17 protein-coding genes and 2 pseudogenes are annotated in these 22,902 nt (G+C 55.8%); 5 read left to right on the top strand and 14 right to left on the bottom strand.

What is annotated here, in order from left to right; genetic code table 11:
• Nucleotides 1-30: 30 nt before the first annotated feature.
• Nucleotides 31-411, top strand: coding sequence for an aspartate 1-decarboxylase (gene panD, locus NYE85_RS08395; RefSeq protein ID WP_004958864.1), 381 nt, complete (start codon nt 31-33; stop codon nt 409-411).
• A 35-nt stretch (nt 412-446) separates the two neighbouring features.
• On the opposite strand, the gene NYE85_RS08390 is transcribed toward panD, so the two are convergent.
• The 3 genes from NYE85_RS08390 to NYE85_RS08380 all read right to left on the bottom strand — a co-directional run bounded on the left by NYE85_RS08390 (nt 447) and on the right by NYE85_RS08380 (nt 3,575).
• Nucleotides 447-1,727, bottom strand: coding sequence for a polysaccharide deacetylase family protein (locus tag NYE85_RS08390; protein ID WP_259004284.1), 1,281 nt, complete (start codon nt 1,725-1,727; stop codon nt 447-449).
• Between the two features lie 157 nt (nt 1,728-1,884).
• Nucleotides 1,885-2,655, bottom strand: coding sequence for an ABC transporter permease (locus tag NYE85_RS08385; protein WP_004958857.1), 771 nt, complete (start codon nt 2,653-2,655; stop codon nt 1,885-1,887).
• A complete protein-coding gene (locus NYE85_RS08380) occupies nt 2,652-3,575 on the bottom strand; it encodes an ABC transporter ATP-binding protein (protein WP_259004283.1) in 924 nt (307 codons plus the stop codon). The genes NYE85_RS08385 and NYE85_RS08380 overlap by 4 nt, the downstream gene beginning before the upstream one ends.
• Nucleotides 3,576-3,763: 188 nt before the next feature.
• Here NYE85_RS08380 and can point away from each other — a divergent pair, with 188 nt between their 5' ends.
• Nucleotides 3,764-4,429: a carbonate dehydratase gene (gene can, locus NYE85_RS08375; protein ID WP_259004282.1), complete on the top strand. Its 666-nt coding sequence runs from the start codon at nt 3,764-3,766 to the stop codon at nt 4,427-4,429.
• Between the two features lie 40 nt (nt 4,430-4,469).
• On the opposite strand, the gene hpt is transcribed toward can, so the two are convergent.
• Both hpt and cueO read right to left on the bottom strand, forming a co-directional pair.
• A complete protein-coding gene (gene hpt / locus NYE85_RS08370; protein WP_259004281.1) occupies nt 4,470-5,006 on the bottom strand; it encodes a hypoxanthine phosphoribosyltransferase in 537 nt (178 codons plus the stop codon).
• A gap of 170 nt (nt 5,007-5,176) precedes the next feature.
• Nucleotides 5,177-6,838, bottom strand: a complete 1,662-nt coding sequence (cueO, locus tag NYE85_RS08365; protein WP_259004280.1) for a multicopper oxidase CueO — start codon at nt 6,836-6,838, stop codon at nt 5,177-5,179.
• Nucleotides 6,839-6,993: 155 nt separating this feature from the next.
• Here cueO and NYE85_RS08360 point away from each other — a divergent pair, with 155 nt between their 5' ends.
• The 3 genes from NYE85_RS08360 (at nt 6,994) to speD (ending at nt 9,154) form a co-directional block, all read left to right on the top strand.
• Nucleotides 6,994-7,341 (top strand): YacC family pilotin-like protein, encoded by a 348-nt coding sequence (locus NYE85_RS08360; protein ID WP_259004324.1) that lies wholly within the window; start codon nt 6,994-6,996, stop codon nt 7,339-7,341.
• Between the two features lie 132 nt (nt 7,342-7,473).
• Complete coding sequence (speE, locus tag NYE85_RS08355) at nt 7,474-8,334, top strand: polyamine aminopropyltransferase (RefSeq protein ID WP_259004279.1); 861 nt, start codon at nt 7,474-7,476, stop codon at nt 8,332-8,334.
• Between the two features lie 25 nt (nt 8,335-8,359).
• Nucleotides 8,360-9,154 carry an adenosylmethionine decarboxylase gene (speD, locus tag NYE85_RS08350; protein ID WP_004958838.1) on the top strand — a complete coding sequence of 265 codons (795 nt, stop codon included), beginning with the start codon at nt 8,360-8,362 and terminating at the stop codon, nt 9,152-9,154.
• An 85-nt stretch (nt 9,155-9,239) separates the two neighbouring features.
• Here the strand turns inward: speD and NYE85_RS08345 are convergent, their stop codons facing one another.
• From NYE85_RS08345 to aceE, 9 genes and pseudogenes are all read right to left on the bottom strand, one after another.
• Entirely contained in the window at nt 9,240-9,998 is a 759-nt protein-coding gene (locus tag NYE85_RS08345) for a DeoR/GlpR family DNA-binding transcription regulator (protein WP_259004278.1), read from the bottom strand.
• Nucleotides 9,999-10,103: 105 nt separating this feature from the next.
• Nucleotides 10,104-10,308: pseudogene (locus NYE85_RS08340) on the bottom strand (4-phospho-D-threonate 3-dehydrogenase); the annotation flags it as partial.
• Nucleotides 10,301-11,577: pseudogene (locus NYE85_RS22800) on the bottom strand (four-carbon acid sugar kinase family protein). The pseudogenes NYE85_RS08340 and NYE85_RS22800, both read right to left, overlap by 8 nt.
• Nucleotides 11,574-12,530 (bottom strand): 2-keto-3-deoxygluconate permease 1, encoded by a 957-nt coding sequence (locus NYE85_RS08330; RefSeq protein WP_259004277.1) that lies wholly within the window; start codon nt 12,528-12,530, stop codon nt 11,574-11,576. Before NYE85_RS08330 ends, NYE85_RS22800 begins: the two are co-directional and overlap by 4 nt.
• Nucleotides 12,531-12,787: 257 nt before the next feature.
• Complete coding sequence (gene yacL, locus NYE85_RS08325) at nt 12,788-13,150, bottom strand: protein YacL (RefSeq protein ID WP_259004276.1); 363 nt, start codon at nt 13,148-13,150, stop codon at nt 12,788-12,790.
• Nucleotides 13,151-13,362: 212 nt separating this feature from the next.
• Entirely contained in the window at nt 13,363-15,960 is a 2,598-nt protein-coding gene (gene acnB / locus NYE85_RS08320; RefSeq protein WP_259004275.1) for a bifunctional aconitate hydratase 2/2-methylisocitrate dehydratase, read from the bottom strand.
• Nucleotides 15,961-16,418: 458 nt separating this feature from the next.
• Nucleotides 16,419-17,843: a dihydrolipoyl dehydrogenase gene (gene lpdA / locus NYE85_RS08315; protein ID WP_259004274.1), complete on the bottom strand. Its 1,425-nt coding sequence runs from the start codon at nt 17,841-17,843 to the stop codon at nt 16,419-16,421.
• A 356-nt stretch (nt 17,844-18,199) separates the two neighbouring features.
• Nucleotides 18,200-20,083, bottom strand: coding sequence for a pyruvate dehydrogenase complex dihydrolipoyllysine-residue acetyltransferase (gene aceF / locus NYE85_RS08310; RefSeq protein WP_259004273.1), 1,884 nt, complete (start codon nt 20,081-20,083; stop codon nt 18,200-18,202).
• Nucleotides 20,084-20,096: 13 nt separating this feature from the next.
• Entirely contained in the window at nt 20,097-22,760 is a 2,664-nt protein-coding gene (gene aceE / locus NYE85_RS08305; RefSeq protein ID WP_259004272.1) for a pyruvate dehydrogenase (acetyl-transferring), homodimeric type, read from the bottom strand.
• Nucleotides 22,761-22,902 lie beyond the last annotated feature (142 nt).

Genomic DNA, 22,902 nt, shown 5'->3' with positions numbered 1-22,902 from the left:
GCAAAGGCCGATATTCAGTTAGGTAAAGCTATGATACGTACTATGCTGCAAGGCAAGCTGCATCGGGTGAAAGTGACTCAGGCCGACTTGCACTATGAAGGTTCCTGCGCCATCGACCAGGATTTCCTGGAGGCGGCCGGCATTCTGGAATACGAAGCGATTGATATTTACAACGTTGATAACGGACAACGTTTTTCCACCTATGCGATTGCCGCCGAGCGCGGTTCGCGCATTATTTCGGTCAACGGCGCGGCAGCACGTTGCGCCTGCGTTGGCGATAAGCTGATCATTTGTTCTTACGTACAGATGAGCGACGCCGATGCACGCCAGCACCATCCGAAGGTTGCCTACTTCGAAGGTGATAACCAGCTGCAGCGCAAAGCAAAAGCGGTGCCGGTTCAGGTTGCCTGATGCTCAACGGGCGCCTGCCGGCGCCCGTTACCCTCTTATTGCACCACCACCGTTCCCGGCTTGTTGGCTATGCGATCCGCCATGGTCTGGATCGAGTCGGTACGTAGAATATACAGTCGCTTCAGGGTATACAGATTGTCACCGGGTTTGACCTTGCCCTGCACGGTGGTCACCGCCATATGCAAACCGGCGTCCTGCGCCGCCTGAATGGCCCGCTGGTTATAGCCGCCAAACGGGTAGGACAGATACAGCACGTGCGGATTAAACTGTGACAGCGCACGGCGTGAGCGCTCAAAGTCGAATTCGATATTGTGCAGCGAGCGGCTCAGCAATATCGGCTTACGATAGCCGTCAACACGGTGCAGGAAGTGGGTGTGCGATTGAATATCGAACACGTCCTGTATTTCCTTCAGTTCGGAAACGCTCATAAATTGCAGCGAGTCCGGATTCCACTTCTGCGGTTGGCGCTTGATGCGTGACGAGATAATAAATGCCGTCGCGCGGAAACCGTACTGTTTGAGCACCGGATAGGCATAGCGATAAACCGACTTCAGCCCGTCGTCAAAGGTCAGCACCACCGCCTTGCCCGGCAGATTGATGCGATTCTTCAGATAGGCTTCCAACTGGTAGAGCGAAAGGGTGTCATAACCCGCCTGCTTCAGGTAGGTCATCTGATTGCTGAACGCCACGTCCGAGGTGGTGGTCGAGGTATGGCGAAAGCGTTTGTTCTCGTCGTTTTTCAGCAAATGATGGTAGGTCAGCACCGGAATGCCGTTATCGATCTCACAGTCCAGCTCGCTGACAAATCCCAGGCGTTCGCCGACATTAATCTCGTACCAGGTATTGTTAAGCCGGTCTTTCAGCTTGCCGATAATCGGATAGCGCAGGTTCTCTTCCAGAATGCCGAAAATTTCGCTCTTGTTGTCGGCATCGGTATAAATATTGATGGCTTTTTGGGTGATCAGGTTTTGATTGGTCAGCGGCTTGTTCAGCTCGCCCAAATCGTCTTTTACCTTGCGCGCCTTGCCAAGGCTCTCCACGTCGTTCTTGTCGATAAAGCCAATGCCGTGACCAAATTTCAGTTCATAGTATTCCGCGTCGGCCGGAAATACCTGGATCAGCTGTCCTTCCTTCACTTCCCCTGCCGGAATGACCTGTTCACCGATCAATGAATAGACTTCGCTGTCACGTTTGACTTCCATATAGACCGGTTTGACCACGCCGTCTTCCGACAACAGGTTGGCAACGGCCGCCGGTGCCAGCATCGACATGAAAATGCCGGCCAGACCTGCCGCTATCTTGATTTGAAGGCGCATGAGTGTGTTCTGCTTACGAGTACGTAATAACAACATGGAGGATAAATGGAGCGTAAGCTTAGCATGATTCGATCAAGGGGAAGCAAGCAGTTAACGTCGAATCCTTGGGGTAAATCAATAATGTTCCCCGCGCCAGGCCGACGCGGGGAACCGGTTATCAGCTACGCAGACCGCGGCCGCGTTCAATCAGATACCACGCCAGGAGGTAGAACACCACGATAAACGCCACCAGCACCGCCATGGTAAACGCCAGCGGCACATCGCTGATGCCAAGGAAACCGTAGCGGAAGCCGCTGATCATGTAGACGATCGGGTTCAGCTTCGACACCGCCTGCCAGAACGGCGGCAGCAGCGACAGTGAATAAAACACCCCACCCAGGTAGGTCAGCGGCGTCAGGACAAACGTCGGGATCAGGCTGATATCGTCAAAGGTGTTGGCGAACACCGCATTGAGCAAACCACCCAGCGAAAACAGGATCGCGGTCAGCAGCAGCGTGACGGCAATCGCCCACCAGGCATGGATCTGCAGCGGTACAAAGAACAGCGAAATCGCCGTTACCAGTATGCCGACGCAAATCCCGCGCGCCACGCCACCGCCGACATATCCTGCGATCACTACGTGGGTCGGCACTGGCGCCACCAGCAGCTCCTCGATGTTACGCTGGAACTTGGCGCTGAAGAACGAAGCGGCCACATTGGCATAGGAGTTGGTGATGACCGCCATCATGATAAGGCCGGGAACGATAAACTGCATGTAGGTAAAACCATGCATATTGCCGATCTGCGAACCAATCAGATTACCGAAGATAATAAAATACAGCGTCATGGTGATCACCGGTGGCACCAGCGTCTGGATCCAGATACGCGCAAACCGGTTGATTTCTTTGGCCCAAATGCTTTGCAATGCCACCCAATACAAACGTGTCATGCTTTTTCTCCATTACCGTTAACCAGGGTGACGAACAGCTCTTCCAGCCGATTGGCCTTGTTGCGCATGCTCAGCACCTGCACGCCCTGCGCGCTCAACTGGGTAAACAGGCCGTTCAGGCCCTGTTCGCGCATCACCTCCACCTCCAGCGTCGAGGTGTCCACCAACCGGCTGATATACCCATCCAGCGTCGGCAGCGGGCTTTTCGTCGCCAGATCGAGGATGAAGGTCTCAGATTTCAGCTTCGCCAGCAGGCCTTTCATCGAGGTGTTTTCCACCAGTTCGCCGTTTTGAATGATGCCGATGTTGCGGCACAGCATTTCGGCTTCTTCCAGGTAGTGCGTGGTCAGGATAATGGTGGTGCCCTGCGCGTTGAGTTCTTTTAGAAAACCCCACATCGAACGGCGCAGTTCGATATCTACCCCGGCGGTCGGTTCATCGAGGATCAGCAATTTCGGTTGGTGCATCAGCGCACGGGCAATCATCAAACGGCGTTTCATGCCGCCGGACAGCATGCGCGCCCGCTCATTGCGCTTGCCCCACAGATCGAGCTGCGACAGGTATTTTTCCGCCCGCTCCAGCGCTTCACGGCGCGTAACGCCATAGTAGCCAGCCTGATTGACCACGATCTGCATCACGGTTTCAAACGGGTTGAAGTTGAACTCCTGTGGTACCAGCCCCAGTTGGCGCTTCGCGTTGACGATATCCTTGTCAATATCGTAACCAAACACCCGAACCGTGCCGGTAGACTTGTTCACCAGCGAACTGATAATGCCGATAGTGGTGGATTTACCTGCGCCGTTAGGCCCCAGCAAGGCATAAAAATCCCCTGCCTCGACGTTGAGATCGATACCGCGCAATGCCTTGACGCCACCGGCGTAAGTCTTGGTCAACTGCGCTAATTCCAGTGCATAATTCATAAATTAGAGAGTACCTTATGGCGATGAGTATGCTGCTGTCTTTTGTAATGAATGACTGTATCTTATCATTGGCAGCGTTTTCACTGAGTCGAATCCGTGCGGTTAACATCACTGTTCCGATTTCAAAATTGTGATGCTTGCCCTATATTACCCCAACGCAAACTGTTCATTACAGGTCAATAACCTCCATGAAAGAAATCGAAAGACTCATCGCCAACAATCAGGCTTGGTCCGCCAATATCAACCAGGAAGACCCCGGTTTTTTTGAACGTTTGGCTCAGGCGCAAAAACCGCGTTTTTTATGGATTGGTTGCTCGGATAGCCGAGTACCCGCCGAACGTCTGACCGGGCTGGAGCCAGGTGAACTGTTCGTTCACCGTAACGTGGCCAACCTGGTGATCCACACCGATTTGAACTGCCTGTCGGTGGTGCAGTACGCCGTCGACGTGCTCGAAGTTGAACACATCATCATCTGCGGCCATCTGGGCTGCGGCGGCGTGCAGGCCGCGGTAGAAAACCCGGAACTGGGATTGATCAACAACTGGCTGCTGCATATCCGCGACCTGTGGTACAAGCATAGCTCGCTGCTGGGAGAACTCGAACCGGAAGAGCGTCTGGATGTGCTGTGCGAGATCAACGTGATCGAGCAGGTCTACAACCTCGGCCATTCCACCATCATGCAGTCCGCCTGGAAACGCGGGCAAAAAGTGATGATTCACGGTTGGGTATACGGTATTCAAGATGGCCGACTGCGCGATCTGGAAGTGGTGGCCACCAGCCGCGAAAGCCTGGAAATGGGCTATCGCAAGGCGATATCAACGCTGCTGCAAGAGAAAGGTCTGAAAGACGTCTAAAACGTCAGGGCGCGGTCATTCGCGCCCTGAAACGTGGCGATTATTCGTCGAGCAATACCACTTTGCCGACGTACGGCAGATGGCGATAGCGTTGAGCATAATCGATGCCGTAGCCGACCACGAACTCATCGGGAATGGTGAAACCGACATATTCGACCGGCACGTCCACTTCGCGGCGTTCCGGTTTGTCCAGCAGCGTACAGATAGCCAGGGATTTCGGCCCACGCAGCGCCAAAATTTCGCGCACCTTGTTCAGCGTGTTGCCGGAATCGATAATATCTTCCACGATCAGCACGTCTTTGCCGCGAATGTCTTCGTCCAGATCCTTGAGAATTTTCACGTCCCGGGTGGTGGACATGCCGCTGCCGTAGCTGGAGGCGGTCATGAAATCGACTTCATGGGAAACTTCGATGGTACGGCACAAATCGGCCATGAACATGAATGAACCGCGCAGCAGACCGACCAGCACCATTTCACTGCCGCTGTCGCGGTAATGTTCGGTGATCTGGCGGCCGAGTTCGGCGATACGGGTCTTAACTTCCTGCTCGGAAATCATTACATCTACAGTGTGTTTCATAGTTTTCAGGTCAGTTGCCGGAAGAAAGGCGCAGAGTTTAGCATAGCCTGCCGACGCTGGCGACGCGAGTACGCCGCTACTGCCCGTTGACGAACAGTGGAAATCGCACGACCATGCCACCTGTCACGCTGCCGCCGGCGGCGACCACAGCGTGACAGGTGGCAGCCCGCTTAATCTGCGACGGTAAAGCCCAGCATCATGCCGGTATCTTCATGCTCCAACAGATGGCAGTGCGCCATATAGGCCTGTTCGGCGCTGGCGACATGGTTGAACTGCACCAGCACTTCACTGCGCCCACCTTCGACCCGTACGGTGTCTTTCCAACCAGAACGGTGCGCCGCAGGCGGTTTGCCGTTTTCGCTCAAAATACGAAATTGCGTGCCGTGAATATGGAACGGGTGCAGCATCATGTCGCCTTCGCCGGAAATGGTCCATTTTTCGTACTGACCACGTTTGGCAGCAAACATCGGCTTATGCATATCAAAGGCTTTACCGTTGATCTTGTTGGCCTGGCTGAAATCAAACGCCTGCTCGCCATGGTCCATGCCTTTCATCGCGCCATGGTCCATGCCTTTCATTGCGCCATGATCCATGCCCTTCGTCTCGCCATGGTCCATGCCCTTCATCGCGCCGTGATCCATGCTCTTCGTCTCGCCATGATCCATGCCCTTCATCGCGCCGTGATCCATGCTCATATCGGCCATCGCCTGGTGGCCATAACGCTCCATTAGCGCCTGCATGCCCAGCATGTCCAGTTTCGGATCCATCATCAGCTGCAGCCAGCGCTCTTGAATGCCGCCCACCGCCGGCAGTGCCGGTAATTTGACCAGGCTGTCCGGCATGGTCTTGACCCCCTGCCCCAATGACGGCTGAATGCGCAGCACCGGCAATGTCTGGTCGAACGGCGCCAGCGTCATGCCCATCTGTTTCACCGGCAGGGTGACGAGATCAAAAGGCTTGCCGTCGCTGGCATCAACCAACACTTCAAAGCGCTCCCCCATCAACATCGGCAACTCGCTCAGTTTCACCGGCTCGGCCAGAAAACCACCGTCGCTGGCAATCACGTATAAGGGACGGTTGTCGCTGGTTGCCACGTTGAGCGAGCGCGCGTTGCAGCCGTTAAGCAAACGCAAGCGCAGCCAGCCGCGTGGAGCAATATGTTGTGGATACTGCGCACCATTGGTAAACATGCGATCGCCAAACCAGCCAACCGCCGCACTCATCACGTCCAGTTGATAGTCAATCTGCGCATCTTTGCCCAACCGTTTGTCTTGCAGAATCACCGGCACGTCGTCCTTACCCCAGGTTTTCGGCAACGGCAATTTGCTGCTTTCGTCATCCTCCAGCAGCACCAACCCTGCCAATCCCATCATCACCTGATGACCGGTCTTGCCATGGGTATGCGGATGGAACCAGCAGGTGGCCGCGGGTTGATCAACGGTGAAATTCACCGTACGGGTGTTCCCCGGTTGAATCAGCGCCTGTGGGCCACCGTCAACGTTGCCCGGAATTTCCAGGCCATGCCAATGGAGGGTGCTGGCTTCCGGCAGGCGGTTGGTTATGTCTACCGTCACCGGTTTGCCGCGCTGCAAACGCACTGCCGGCCCCAGCAAAGCGCCATTGATGCCCCAGGTTTTGGTGGCAGCATTCGCTAACCATTTTACTTCACCGGTTTGCAGTGCCAGCGTCAGCTTTCCCTGTGCGTTTGGCTCCAGCAGCGGCGGTATTGGCAGCGCCGGCAAATCGGCGGCCCAGACGGTTCGACTCCATAGCGGCAGTGCGCTTGCCGCGCCCAGCGCGGCGGTCAATCGGATAAAATCACGGCGTAACATCGGTATGCTCCCTTTCCTTAGTGACACAATTCTACGATACAGCCTAAACCCTCCCCTTGCCGGAAGGTCAAGCATTAACTGTCGCCAATAATATTTGGTGCCCGCGTGGCCAAGTGTGATAACGTCTGTGGACAACAAACAGGTCTACTTTCATGATTAAAAAAACCAGGTTATTGCTGCTATTGCTGACCATGCTGGGCTTTTCCAATGCCAGCCTGGCGCTGAACGAATCAGAAGCGGAAGATTTGGCCGATCTGACCGCGGTGTTCGTTTTTCTGAAAAACGATTGCGGCTACGGTGACTTACCCAACGCCCAGATCAAACGCGCCATCGTCTACTTTGCCCAGCAGAATCGTTGGGATCTCAGCAACTATAATAGTTTCAATATGAAGGCACTGGGTGAAGACAGCTACCGCGATCTTAGCGGCATCGCCATTCCAACCCCGAAAAAATGCAAGTCACTGGCACGCGACTCGCTCAGCCTTCTGGCTTACGCCAACTAGCTGCGGCCGGCTACTGGCCGCCGCCCTCCTGCCTCTTCCCCGATTGATTGAAATTCAGCCGTGCAACCTCAGTCAGAGTTAGCTATGATGTTGCGCCAATTTTTCATGGCTGTTATTACGGAGTTTCCCGACATGACCCAGAAAGATATTTGGCATGAAACGTTACATGCCAGCTTCGGCCAGTACTTCTCGGTAGAGAAGGTGCTGTACCGTGAGAAAACCGATCATCAGGACCTGGTTATCTTCGAAAACCCGGTGCTGGGCCGCGTCATGGCGCTCGACGGTGTGGTACAGACCACCGAACGCGATGAGTTCATCTATCATGAAATGATGACCCACGTGCCGCTGCTGGCGCATGGGCAAGCCAAAAGCGTGTTGATCATTGGTGGCGGTGACGGCGGCATGCTACGCGAAGTCAGCCGGCATCAGGGCGTTGAGCGCATCACCATGGTCGAAATCGATGCCGGAGTGGTGGAGTTCTGCCGCCAGTACCTGCCCAACCACAATGCCGGTTCGTATGACGATCCGCGCTTCAAGCTGGTGATTGACGACGGCGTTAACTTTGTTAATCAGACCGATGACAAGTTCGATGTGATCATCTCTGACTGCACCGACCCGATCGGTCCCGGTGAAAGCCTGTTTACGTCGGCGTTTTATCAGGGCTGCGCGCGTTGTCTGAACGATGGCGGCGTCTTCGTGGCGCAAAACGGCGTGTGTTTCCTGCAACAGGATGAGGCAGTCAACAGCCACAGCCGCCTGAGTGCGTATTTCCAGGACGTCAGCTTTTATCAGGCAGCGATCCCGACCTATTACGGCGGTATCATGACCTTTGCCTGGGCGAGCCAGGATCCGGCGTTGCGACAATGCGATCTGACCACGCTGCAACAGCGCTTTAACCAAAGCGGTTTACACTGCCGTTATTACAACCCGGCTATTCACACCGGCAGCTTTGCCCTGCCGCAATATCTACTCAATGCCCTATCTCCAGAATGACTGGAGTCGCAGGAGGTGAACCAAATTGCACAAGCTAAAACTGCACGGCTTCAATAACCTGACCAAAAGCCTGAGTTTTTGTATTTACGATATCTGTTACGCCAAAACCGCAGACGATCGCGACGGCTATATCGCCTACATTGACGAACAGTACAACGCCAATCGCCTGACCGAGATCCTCAGCGAGACCTGCTCGATCATTGGCGCCAACATTCTGAACATCGCACGTCAGGACTACGAGCCGCAAGGCGCCAGCGTCACCATCCTGGTCAGCGAAGAGCCGGTCGATCCGAAAGACGTTGATACCTCGGAGCATCCCGGCCCGCTGCCCAATACGGTGGTTGCACATCTGGACAAGAGCCATATTTGCGTGCACACCTACCCGGAAAGCCATCCGGAAGGCGGTCTGTGCACCTTCCGCGCCGACATCGAGGTGTCAACCTGCGGCGTCATTTCACCACTCAAAGCGCTCAACTATCTGATTCACCAGCTGGAATCGGATATCGTCACCATGGATTACCGCGTGCGCGGTTTTACCCGTGACGTCAACGGCGTGAAGCATTACATCGATCATGAGATCAATTCGATCCAGAACTTTATGTCTGAAGATATGAAGTCGCTTTATCACATGATGGATGTGAATGTTTATCAGGAAAATATCTTCCATACCAAGATGTTGCTGAAAGATTTCGATCTGAAGCACTATCTGTTTAACGCCAAGCCGGAAGCGCTGAGCGAGGAAGAACGGCAACGGATTACCGATCTGCTGTGGAAAGAGATGCAGGAGATCTATTACGGGCGGAACATTCCGCATCTGTAACAAAACGGGGCGGCCCCGGCTGCCCCGTTGTTTTAATGCTCGACGAAGCTCGCCGCCTTCGGCCATCGTATGGCATGGTGTCCCACTAAACCAGGCATAATTGACCGGGCAGTTGGTCAAGCTGGCGTTGTGCCTCCTGCCGCAGAGCACGGTCGGTGACGATATCGGTCAGGCTGGAGAGCGGCGCAACGCAAAACAGCGAATAGGCGCCATATTTGCTGCTGTCGGCCAGTAGCACCCGGCGGCGCGCATTGGCCGCCAAATCCTGTTTCAAACCAGACTTTTCCTCCGTTGGCGTGGTAATCCCCTTTTCCAGACTCCATGAGTTACAGCTGATAAAGGCAATATCCGGATAAATCCCACGCAGCAGCTTACGGCCGTGATCGCCAATACAGGATTGGCTGCTGTCATCGATGCGCCCACCGATAATCGTGACTTCGATTTGCTTGAATTCCGACAGGAACAGGGCAATGCGCAGATCGGCGGTGATCACCCTCAACGGCAAATGCGTCAAATTGCGCGCCAGTTCAAGCATGGTGGTACCGGCGTCCAGCACCACCGCATCGCCGGGATTGATCATCGACAAGGCATATTTGGCGATCGCCTGCTTTTCCTGCTGATGCCGCAGTTGCTTTTCGTTGGTGGTTGGCTGCACGGGAATAAAACGGTTGAGCGCCACGCCACCGTGACTACGGTTGATAATGCCCTGCTCATCCAGTTTGATCAGATCGCGCCGGATGGTGGCTGGCGACGCATCGATTGCATGCACTAATTGTTCAACCGTGACCAGATTATGACCCTTCAAATAGTCCAGGATCTGGTCCAGACGATGTTGTGGCTTCATAGACTCTTGATTAAGCAAGCTGACTGGCTAATTGGAATCGAGATCGCCATGCTCTCAGACTTGGCTTTTCCTGTCCAGGCAATATCAAACGGCGTACCGTGGAGCGATGCCCGGCGCAAAGCGGGCCTGTGCAACCTGCCGTATCGGACGCAGTTCTACCGGAGGGGGAATACCCAGACCCAGGGTGCGCTGTAGCGTTTGCAAACGGCCGACCACCACCACGTTGCTACCACTCTGCCAACGCCTTGATAATGATTTCCGGGCCAATGTCCGCCGGATCGCCCATGGTGTCTGCGATTGTATTATTCACCACTGTACATCTCCTCAATAAAATAAAGCGCATCGCGCAGGGTGGATGGACCACCAAACCCGCCGGCCTTGGTGATTACCGGCAAATCGTCGATTTCACTATTGATAAAGGTGCCGCAAGGTACGCAGGGGGCCACCTCTGCACCGATCCGATAACCTTCGGCTCCCAGAACGCGCGCAACGGCAATCGCAATATCGCCGCCGGTCAGGAACAGCCCGCCAATCTGCGCATGGTTGATTATCGCCAGTGCTATCTCCCCCAGCGTCTGACTGATGCGATCGCCCAATTGCTGACGGGACAGCTGCGTGCGCTCACACAGCCGATCGATCAATTGCCGTGCATCGGCATCGCGGCAGGTGCGCAACACGCAATGCTGGCGATCCTGCAACACCGCCACTGCGCGCTTGATCGTCTGCTGTATGATGTGCGTCCCCTCCGCCGTCATTAACGCTTCCACATCGATATCGACAATGCCCAGCGCCTGCTCCCGTTCGGCAAAAATAATCTGTTGCCGGGTAGCGTCGCTCATCGAACCGGCCACCACCAGCACCGGCAAGCGTTGCCGGTGCGCCAGATAACACGCCGGCGGCAGCGCATTGGCCAAACCGGCGGCACCAACCAGCAGCAGCGGCAACTCTAGCCGGTCGAGACTTTGCGCCAATAGAGCCAGATCGCCATCCTGCTCGGCGTCTACCACCACGATGCACCGCTGCCGTTGCCCCAACCGCCGCAGCGTGTCGCTCAGCTCAGCTCAGCGCTGCGCACCAGCGCCAGATCCACTTCGTGCACCGGTATCTCGGTCTGCAAACCGATCAGGGTTTTGATATGGGATGAGACGATCGGGGTTTTCGGATCGCTGGCAAACTCGGTTTGCGCCAGCGGTACATTATGTACCCGACACTCACCGTGCAGCGTGGTTCGCCCGGCGGCCGGGATCACCGCCGCCACGATCGCCAGCCGGGCGCCGCTGGCATGCATCGCCGCATCGATCTCGGCCCCCACGTTGCCACGAAAGGTCGAATCAATCTTTTTGTACACCAACGGCTGCTCGCTGCCGCTGCAATAGGGCTGTAATGCAGCGGTAACCCGGTGGTGCGCGTCGGCCGCCGACAACGCACGGCTTTCGGTGTTGATCACCAGCACGTCGCTGCCACGCGGCGGTTTTTGCTGCGGGTTAAGCAAGACATCGGTGCGCGCGCCTTTTTTCGCCAGCTGCACGCCGGTGTCGTTGGCTCCGGTGAAATCATCAGCAATAACGATCATTTTCATGCCACATTCTCCTCTGCCGCCGTTTTGGCAGCGTTGCGCTTCGCCACCCAGGAACTGAGTATCGGCGTCAGGATCGCGGTGGTGATTACCGAAGCGGCAATCAGCGGTGCCGCTGCCGCAGCAACCTCGGCCAGTGACGGATCGGCCTGCGCGATGGCCAGCGGCGTTGCTACCGCATTGCCGGCGGTGCTCGAGGCCGCCGCACCGGCAATACCCGAGCCACCGACCAGACGGTCGGCGCGGATATTGAAGAACCCCCCGACAAATGTGGTGAGTACGCCTAACAGGATGCCTGCCAGACCGCCCTGCAACAGCATTTCCAGGTTGATGCCTGCGCCGAGCGCAAAGGCGAAGAATGGAATAAGTATCGGCCCGCCCCTGGTGAGAAACTCGCGCATGTTGCGATCGAGATTGCCAAGTACCATCCCCACCAACAGCGGCACCAGCACCGCGACCAGCGCCATCAGCGGAATATTGGCCATACCGGCGGCGCCGAGCGCAATCATGGTAAAGAATGGCCCATCGTTGAGAGAAAGAATGGAAATGGCGCCGACATCGCGTTCATTACCAAATTCGCCCACCAGCGCCGCATACAGTCCGCCGTTGGAGTTGCTCATTGCCGCGATGATCGCCACCCCCGTCAGGCCGAAGATGCCTTCCGCACCAAACAGCTGCTCGGCGCCCAACCCCAGCGCCATTGCGACCAGCAACTTGCTCAGGGTGATGGTGCCGCCTTGCAGCAACGCCTGTGGCGCGGCTTTAAAACCTATCCCCGCCCCCATGCATAGCAAGAACGCGCCGATCAGCGGCGCCGCACCGTTTTTAAACAACGCCGTGGTAAAGCCGCCGATATCCAGCGTTGCCGGTGCAAAGGTATTTAACAGCGCACCGAGCACCAGAGGGATGACCATCATTCCGCCAGGGACTTTTTCTATTGCCGCTTTTAGTTTCATCTCACCCTCTCAATGATTTATTTTAATCACAATGATTTTATTGAATCAATTTTTAAAAAATAGAGAGCTTGATCGCAGTTATAATGGATTAAATGATTATTTTCCGTCACTTTCCGAGCATAGCGTAACGGACATCGGGTGTAGATGGCAGGTTAGTGTGAAACTGTCGCGTCTGGGCGGGTAGCGCACCGGCATCAGCCGGACAAGAAGGGGCACCAGCCCTGACGACCAAGGCTGGTGATTCGGGACATGGGGGGTTAATAGTTCAGCATAAAGTGTCGATAGGCCTTCAATACCTTCAGGAAATCCTCAACGCCGCAGAAAGACAGGCTCTCCTCGTCGTAATAACTCATGCCTTCTTCCATTTCGTCACCTTCAAACGACAGTTGATTGGCCCGGATCATTACTTCTTCGCCATCCATTAACAGCGTATATTCGTGACCGTCGAGCTGCCATTGGCGCTCGCTGCCCTTCACCTCTGCCGCCCCGGCTTCGATGCGGTCCAGCAGATTGAGATCGCCCTTGATCTCTTCATTGATCCAATGGCCGATGGCTTCATGCCCCATTGAAAATCTGACTATGACCTGACCGGTCACATCACGCAGAAATTCGTAATCCATAGCGCGCCCTCCCGAGGCCTTTTTATCAGTGTAAACATTATTTCGGCCCTTATTAGTGAGCGCGCGCAATATAACGACTTACCGCTGGAAAGTGAAGCCACCCTGCTGCGCCAACCGGGACGTGCCGGGCATCGGCGGCCATACGCCAGGCAAAAAAATGCCAGTCAGCGTAGCTGACTGGCATCATGGCTAACCCAGTACCCTGGCGGAAATTACACCGCCGTTTGGAAAATAACGCCGTCGGCCTTTTCCGTATACTGACTCAACTGGTCGAAGTTGAGATAGCGATAGGTATCGGTCGCCGTCTTGTCTACCTGCGCCATATAGATCTGGTATTCATCCGGCGTCGGCAGTCGGCCCAGCAATGAAGCCACCGCTGCCAGCTCCGCCGATGCCAGATAGACATTGGCGCCGGTACCCAGACGGTTCGGGAAGTTGCGGGTCGAGGTGGATACCACCGTCGCGCCGTCGGCTACCCGCGCCTGGTTGCCCATGCACAGTGAACAGCCCGGGATTTCGATACGCGCCCCGCTCTTGCCGAACACGCTGTAGTAGCCCTCTTCGGTCAGTTGAGCAGCATCCATCTTGGTTGGCGGTGCCACCCACAGACGGGTCGGCAACTGGCCTTTGTGCTGATCCAGCAATTTACCCGCCGCGCGGAAGTGGCCGATATTGGTCATGCAGGAACCGATGAACACTTCATCGATTTTGCTGTTGGCCACCTCGGACAGCAGTCGCGCGTCATCCGGATCGTTCGGCGCACACAGAATAGGCTGGGTGATTTCGGCCAGATCGATGTCGATCACCGCCGCATATTCCGCGTCCGCATCGCCTTCCAGCAGTTGCGGATCCGCCAGCCATTTCTCCATGCCCTGGATGCGTCGTTCCAGCGTACGGCGATCGCCGTAGCCCTCAGAGATCATCCACTTCAACAGCACGATGTTGGAGTTCAGGTACTCTTTGATCGGCGCCTGATCCAGCTTGATGGTGCAACCGGCCGCCGAGCGCTCGGCAGAGGCATCAGCCAGTTCGAAGGCCTGTTCCACCTTCAGTTCCGGCAGGCCTTCGATTTCCAGAATGCGGCCGGAGAAGATGTTCTTTTTGCCTTTCTTCTCAACGGTCAGCAGACCCTGTTGAATCGCGTAGTAAGGGATGGCATGTACCAGATCGCGCAGGGTGATGCCAGGCTGCATTTTGCCCTTGAAGCGCACCAGTACCGATTCCGGCATGTCCAGCGGCATCACGCCAGTGGCAGCGGCAAACGCCACCAGCCCAGAGCCGGCCGGGAACGAAATACCAATAGGAAAACGAGTGTGCGAATCACCGCCGGTACCCACGGTGTCCGGCAGCAGCATGCGGTTCAGCCATGAGTGGATGATACCGTCGCCCGGGCGCAGCGAAACGCCGCCACGGTTCATGATAAAGTCAGGCAGCGTATGGTGGGTGGTCACGTCTACCGGCTTCGGATACGCCGCGGTGTGGCAGAAGGACTGCATCACCAGATCGGCCGAGAAGCCCAGACAGGCCAGATCCTTCAGCTCATCGCGGGTCATTGGCCCGGTGGTATCCTGTGAGCCAACCGAAGTCATCTTCGGTTCACAGTATTCGCCCGGCCGCACGCCAGCTACGCCGCAGGCGCGGCCCACCATTTTTTGCGCCAGTGAGAAGCCCTTGTTGCTGGCCGCCACCGGCTTGGCAATCCGGAACACCTCGCTGTGCGGCAAGCCGAGCGCTTCACGCGCCTTGGTGGTCAGACCACGGCCGATGATCAGCGGGATACGGCCACCGGCGCGTACTTCGTCCAGCAGCACGTCGGTTTTCAATGCGAATTCGGCAATCAGAGCGCCGGTTTCGTGGTTACGCACCTCGCCTTTGTACGGGAAGATATCAATGACATCGCCCATGTTCAGGTCGGACACGTCCACTTCGATCGGCAGCGCGCCGGCATCTTCCATGGTATTGAAGAAGATAGGTGCAATCTTGCCGCCCAGTACCACCCCGCCGCCGCGTTTGTTCGGCACGTAAGGGATGTCGTCGCCCATAAACCACAGCACCGAATTGGTGGCGGATTTGCGCGACGAGCCGGTACCGACCACGTCGCCGACGTAGGCCAGCGGGAAGCCTTTCTTGTTCAGTTCTTCGATCTGCTTGATCGGGCCAACGCTGCCCGGCTGATCGGGCACGATGCCGTCACGTTCGTTCTTCAGCATCGCCAGTGCGTGCAACGGGATATCCGGACGCGACCAGGCATCCGGCGCCGGCGACAGATCGTCGGTGTTGGTTTCGCCAGTAACCTTGAACACGGTAACGGTGATTTTCTCTGCCAGCTGCGGGCGGGACAGATACCATTCGGCATCGGCCCATGATTGCATGATCTGCTTGGCGTGCGGGTTGCCGGCTTTGGCTTTTTCTTCCACGTCGTAGAAGTTGTCGAACATCAGCAAGGTATGCGACAGCGCTTTGGCTGCGATCGGTGCCAGGCTTTCGTTATCCAGCGCTTCAATCAGCGGATGAATGTTATAACCGCCCTGCATGGTGCCTAACAGTTCGACGGCTTTTTCTGGGGTAATCAGGGGGGAGGTAGCCTCGCCTTTGGCGACGGCGGCCAAGAAACCTGCTTTGACGTAGGCGGCTTCATCGACGCCCGGTGGTACTCGGTTAATCAGCAGGTCTAACAGGAATTCTTCTTCGCCTTTTGGCGGATTTTTTAATGATTCAACCAGCGCTGCCATTTGTGTTGCATCTAATGGCTTAGGGACGATGCCCTCTGCAGCACGCTCGGCCACGTGCTTACGGTATTCTTCTAGCACGACTTTCTCCTCGCTCTCATTGTCATTTATGGTGCCTGGCGCTCAATATTCAAACCGGGTTTTTAGCGCACGGTGATATTACGAGGCACTGCTGTCGATGTCCTGGACTGTAAGGTACAGTGCCCGGTTCCGCCCAGCCAGCATATCAGGATTTGAATCGGTTGTTAATTCGTTCACATAAAAGCAACATTAAATCTTTGCTGAATCGTTGAGCACAGCGTAATCGGCTGCAAGCCCGCATTGACGGCGCTGCCAGCACGGCGGTTCAGCCCGCTGAGCACACCACGATATCCATAACATTGCAATGGTTAATCGCCAGCAAAGGGAGAGAAGGCACAGCAGCGAGCACAAACGACAGGTAAGCGACTGACCGTTCGCAAAGCGGTCTTTTACCCCGTCCGGCCTAAAAAAACGGCCCCTGCAAAGGAGCCGTCTATCAAACTTTCAAGCCGCAGAAATTACTTCTTTTTAGCTTTCGGGTTTGGCAGGTCAGTGATGCTACCTTCGAAAATCTCGGCCGCCAGGCCTACAGATTCGTGCAGCGTCGGGTGAGCGTGAATGGTCAGCGCGATGTCTTCCGCGTCACAGCCCATTTCGATTGCCAGACCGATTTCACCCAGCAGCTCGCCGCCGTTGGTACCGACAATCGCGCCGCCGATGATACGGTGGGTTTCTTTGTCGAAGATCAGTTTGGTCATGCCATCGGCGCAGTCGGAGGCGATGGCACGGCCAGACGCAGCCCACGGGAAGGTGGACGTTTCGTAGCTGATGCCTTGCTCTTTCGCTTCTTTCTCGGTCAGGCCGACCCAGGCAACTTCCGGCTCGGTGTAAGCAATGGAAGGAATTACTTTCGGATCGAAGTAGTGTTTCTTGCCGGAGATCACTTCCGCGGCCACGTGGCCTTCATGTACGCCTTTGTGCGCCAGCATCGGCTGACCGACGATGTCGCCGATGGCGAAGATGTGCGGCACGTTGGTACGCAGCTGCTTGTCAACGCGGATGAAGCCACGCTCGTCGACTTCCACACCGGCTTTACCGGCATCCAGCAGTTTACCGTTCGGCACACGGCCGATAGCCACCAGCACCGCGTCGTAACGCTGTGGTTCCGCCGGCGCTTTTTTGCCTTCCATCGTCACGTAGATGCCGTCTTCTTTGGCTTCTACCGCAGTGACTTTGGTTTCCAGCATCAGATTGAACTGCTTGCTGATACGTTTGGTGAACACCTTCACCACGTCTTTATCGGCAGCCGGGATAACCTGGTCGAACATTTCAACCACGTCGATCTGGGAGCCCAGCGCGTGATATACGGTGCCCATTTCCAGACCGATAATGCCGCCGCCCATAACCAGCAGACGCTCAGGCACGTTTTTCAGCTCCAGCGCATCGGTGGAATCCCACACGCGCGGATCGTCATGAGGAATGAATGGCAGTTGGATCGGGCGAGAACCTGCAGCGATGATGGCGTTATCGAAGTTGATGGTGGTAGCACCGTTTTCGCCTTCAACAACCAGGGTGTTAGCGCCGGTGAATTTACCCAGGCCGTTAACCACTTTGACTTTACGGCCTTTAGCCATACCAGCCAGACCGCCGGTCAGCTGATTGATGACTTTTTCTTTCCAGGTGCGGATCTTGTCGATATCGGTTTTCGGCTCACCGAAAACGATACCGTGTTCAGCCAGCGCTTTGGCTTCTTCGATCACTTTGGCTACGTGCAGCAGCGCTTTGGAAGGGATACATCCCACGTTCAGGCAAACCCCGCCCAGCGTGGAATAACGTTCAACCAGAACGGTTTCAAGACCTAAGTCAGCGCAACGAAAGGCAGCAGAATAACCTGCCGGGCCCGCCCCAAGTACCACGACCTGAGTTTTTATTTCAGTACTCATCATGACCTCTTAATTTATTGTCCGGCGGGTCAGACGTCATTTATACCCGTCATACCTGAAGCTACATCTGTGTTGGCTGCGTTCGCTCGCCCGAATCACTGACTGGCGTAAGCTCAGCGGGACTCACTCGCTTGCCGCCTTGATGTAACTCCAATTACTTGGGGTATATTATTAATCGAATTCATAACGCCCTTCATCCACCGGGACGCTTACACCGCGAGCAGTTTACAGAATTGTTAATAATCTGCAAAGCGTGTTCGAGTGACCCGTGTCTCAACAATCTTGTCGAGTCATGCAAAAACCGACAAAACTGCTACTGAATCGATAAGGGCGCAGCATGCTGCGCCCCTTTTTCATTACATCACCAGACGGCGAATATCAGCCAGCATATTGTTGATGATGGTGATGAAGCGTGCGCCATCTGCACCGTCAATCACACGGTGGTCGAAGGAGAGCGACATCGGCATCATCAGACGCGGCGTGAACTCTTTACCGTTCCAAACCGGCTCCATGGCAGATTTGGATACGCCCAGGATCGCCACTTCTGGCGCATTGACGATTGGCGCGAAGTGGGTAGTCCCGATCCCGCCCAGGCTGGAAATGGTGAAGCATCCGCCCTGCATTTCGCCCGCGGTCAACTTGCCGTCGCGCGCTTTTTTGGAGATCGCCATCAGTTCACGCGACAGTTCGGTGATGCTCTTCTTGTTCACATCCTTGAACACCGGAACCACCAGACCGTTCGGTGTATCAACCGCCACGCCGATGTTGATGTATTTCTTCAGCGTCAGCTTCTGGCCATCTTCGGACAGCGAGCTGTTGAAGCGCGGCATCTGCTCCAGAGCGGCAGCAACGGCCTTCATGATGAACACTACCGGAGTGAACTTCACGTCCAGCTTGCGCTTGGCCGCTTCTTCGTTCTGCTGTTTGCGGAACGCTTCCAGATCGGTGATATCGGTCTTGTCGAAGTGGGTAACGTGCGGGATCATCACCCAGTTACGGCTCAGGTTGGCACCCGAGATTTTCTGAATGCGCCCCAGTTCCACTTCTTCGATTTCGCCGAACTTGCTGAAGTCCACTTTCGGCCATGGCAGCATGCCTGGCAGTCCACCGCCGGCCGCAGCCGCTGGTGCGGATTCAGCGCGTTTCACCGCGTCCTTCACGTAGCTCTGCACGTCTTCGCGCAGGATACGGCCCTTGCGACCGGTACCTTTGACCTTCGCCAGGTTAACGCCGAACTCGCGCGCCAGACGGCGGATAACCGGGGTCGCGTGCACATAAGCATCGTTCTCGGCAAACTCGCCTTTGCTTTCGGCCTTGGCAGCCGGTGCCGCCGGTTGGCTTTGCTGCTTGGCCGCAGCCGGTGCTGCCTCGGCTTTCTGAGCCGGTGCCGCCGCAGGCGCTGCACCTTCCACTTCGAATACCATGATCGGCGAGCCGGTTTTCACTTTATCGCCGGTGCCAATCTTGATCTCTTTGACCGTGCCGGCGAACGGCGCAGGCACTTCCATTGAGGCCTTGTCGCCTTCAACGGTGATCAGCGATTGTTCCGCTTCAACCTTGTCGCCCACTTTGACCATCACTTCGGTAACTTCAACTTCGTCACCGCCGATGTCAGGCACTTCAACGTTTTTCGCCGCGCTGGCCGCTGGGGCCGCCGCCGGAGCCGATGGCGCTTCAGCCGCTGCCGGTGCGGCAGCTTCGCCACCCGCTACGTCGAACACCATGATCAACGAGCCGGTTTTCACTTTATCGCCGGTGCCAATCTTGATCTCTTTGACCGTGCCGGCGAACGGCGCAGGGACTTCCATCGAGGCCTTGTCGCCTTCAACGGTGATCAGCGATTGTTCCGCTTCAACCTTGTCGCCCACTTTCACCAGGATTTCAGTCACTTCGACTTCATCCGCACCGATATCCGGTACTTCGACGTCTTTGGCCGCCGCAGCCGCCGGAGCAGATGCCGCCGCCGGTTTTTCTTCTGCCTTGGCCGCCGGTGCAGCTTGCGCTGCCTCTTCTGCGTCGAAGATCATGATCAGTTTGCCGGTTTCAGTCTTGTCACCGACCGCTACCTTGATCTCTTTCACCACGCCGGCCTGCGGCGAAGGAACTTCCATCGAAGCCTTGTCGCCTTCAACGGTGATCAGCGATTGTTCCGCTTCAACCTTGTCGCCGACCTTCACCAGAATCTCGGTGATTTCAACTTCGTCTGCACCGATGTCCGGCACTTTAATTTCAATAGACATTGTTCTTTACCTCTTATGCCAGACGCGGGTTGACTTTATCTGCATCGATATTGAATTTGGTGATCGCATCCGCCACCACTTTCTTATCGATTTCACCGCGTTTGGCCAGTTCACCCAGAGCGGCAACCACCACGTAAGACGCGTCCACTTCGAAGTGATGACGCAGGTTCTCGCGGCTGTCGGAACGGCCGAAACCGTCGGTGCCCAGAACGCGGTAATCGCTGGCTGGAATGAAGTTGCGGATTTGCTCGGCAAACAGCTTCATGTAGTCGGTAGACGCTACCGCCGGCGCATCGCTCAGTACCTGGGCAACGTAAGGTACGCGTGGCTCTTCGGTTGGGTGCAGCATGTTCCAGCGTTCACAATCCTGGCCATCGCGCGCCAGTTCGGTGAACGAGGTCACGCTGAACACGTCGGAACCGACGCCGTAATCTTTCGCCAGGATCTGTGCGGCTTCACGTACATGGCGCAGGATCGAGCCGGACCCCATCAGCTGTACCTTGCCTTTGCTGCCTTCCAGGGTTTCCAGCTTGTAGATACCCTTGCGGATACCCTCTTCTGCGCCCTGCGGCATTGCCGGCATGTGGTAGTTTTCGTTCAGCGTAGTGATGTAGTAGTAAACGTTCTCTTGCGCTTCACCGTACATACGCACCAGACCGTCATGCATGATGACCGCCACTTCGTAGGCATAAGCCGGATCGTAAGAGATACAGTTAGGAATGGTCAGCGACTGAATATGGCTGTGGCCATCTTCGTGCTGCAGACCTTCGCCGTTCAGCGTGGTACGTCCAGAGGTGCCGCCGATCAGGAAGCCACGCGCCTGTTGGTCGCCGGCTGCCCAGCACAGGTCGCCGATACGCTGGAAACCGAACATCGAATAGTAGATGTAGAACGGAATCATCGGCAGATCGTTGGTGCTGTAAGAGGTTGCCGCTGCCAGCCAGGAAGATGCTGCACCCAGTTCGTTGATGCCTTCCTGCAGGATCTGGCCTTTCTCGTCTTCTTTGTAGTAAGCAACCTGCTCGCGGTCCTGCGGGGTATACTGCTGGCCGTTCGGGCTGTAAATACCGATCTGACGGAACAGGCCTTCCATACCGAAGGTGCGTGCTTCATCGGCGATGATTGGCACCAGGCGATCCTTGATCGACTTGTTCTTCAGCATGACGTTCAGCGCACGCACGAAGGCGATGGTGGTAGAGATTTCCTTGTTTTGCTCTTCCAGCAGTGAACTGAAATCTTCCAGCGTCGGCAATTCCAGCTTCTGCGTGAAGTTCGGCAGACGGCTTGGCAGGTAGCCTTCCAGCGCCTGACGGCGTTCGTGCAGATACTTGTACTCTTCAGAATCTTTCTCGAAGGTCAGGTACGGCAGTTTTTCGATATCGGCATCGGCAACCGGCACGTTGAAACGATCGCGGAAGTGGTGAACCCCTTCCATGTTCATTTTCTTGACCTGGTGAGCGATGTTTTTGCCTTCCGCGGTGTCACCCATGCCGTAACCTTTGATGGTATGGGCCAGGATTACGGTTGGCTTGCCTTTGGTATCCTGCGCTTTCTTCAGGGCAGCAAATACTTTCTTCGGATCGTGACCACCACGGTTCAGCGCCCAGATCTCGTCGTCGGTCATGTCTTTGACCAGTTCGGCTGTTTCTGGATAACGGCCGAAGAAGTGCTCGCGAACGTAAGCGCCATCACGGGATTTGAAGGTCTGGTAATCGCCGTCCAGGGTTTCGTTCATCAGCTGAATCAGTTTGCCGCTGGTGTCTTTACGCAACAGCTCGTCCCAACGACCACCCCAGATCACTTTGATCACCTGCCAGCCGGCACCGCTGAAGATGCCTTCCAGTTCGTTGATGATCTTACCGTTACCGGTGACCGGGCCGTCCAGACGCTGCAGGTTACAGTTGATAACGAAGACCAGGTTGTCCAGTTTTTCACGGGTTGCGATGGTGATGGCGCCCTTGGATTCCGGCTCATCCATCTCGCCGTCACCCAGGAAGGCGTAAACGGTTTGTTCTGCGGTATTTTTCAGGCCGCGGTGTTCCAGATACTTCAGGAACTTCGCCTGGTAAATGGCGCTGATAGGACCAAGGCCCATGGATACGGTCGGGAACTGCCAGAATTCAGGCATCAACTTAGGATGCGGATAAGATGACAGACCGTTGCCGTGTACTTCCTGACGGAAGTTGTTCATTTGTTCTTCGGTCAGGCGGCCTTCAAGGAAGGCGCGTGCATAAATGCCCGGAGAGATGTGGCCCTGGAAATACACCAGATCGCCGCCATCTTTCTCGTTACGTGCACGGAAGAAGTGGTTAAAGCAGACTTCATAGAAGGTCGCGGAAGACTGGAAGGAAGCCATGTGGCCGCCCAGATCCAGGTCTTTCTTGGAAGCACGCAGAACGGTCATGATGGCGTTCCAGCGGATAGCGCTGCGAATGCGGCGTTCCAGATCCAGGTTACCTGGGTATTCAGGCTCCTCTTCCACCGCGATGGTGTTGACGTAGTTGTTCGCTGCGGCACCTGCCGCTACGCTCACGCCGCCTTTGCGGGCCTGACCCAATACCTGATCAATCAGAAACTGAGCTCGCTCAACACCCTCTTCACGGATGACCGATTCGATCGCCTGCAGCCAGTCGCGGGTTTCGATCGGATCCACGTCATTGTTTAAACGTTCTGACATGGTGGTATTCCTTATCTGTCTAATGGTTTGTTTGGAGCCTGTCTTCCTGCACTCTGCGCCAAAGCACACGAAGACAGGCTCATCAGTTTGGTTGCCGCTTAAGTACTTAACTAAGCACTTCGAGCTTTATGCCCACAGGCTG

This window comes from Serratia sp. AKBS12 (assembly GCF_024793895.1).
Classification (GTDB): Bacteria; Pseudomonadota; Gammaproteobacteria; order Enterobacterales; family Enterobacteriaceae; genus Serratia_F.
Note: the sequence above shows the minus strand (reverse complement) of the source record. Positions and strands in the feature narration are given on the sequence as shown.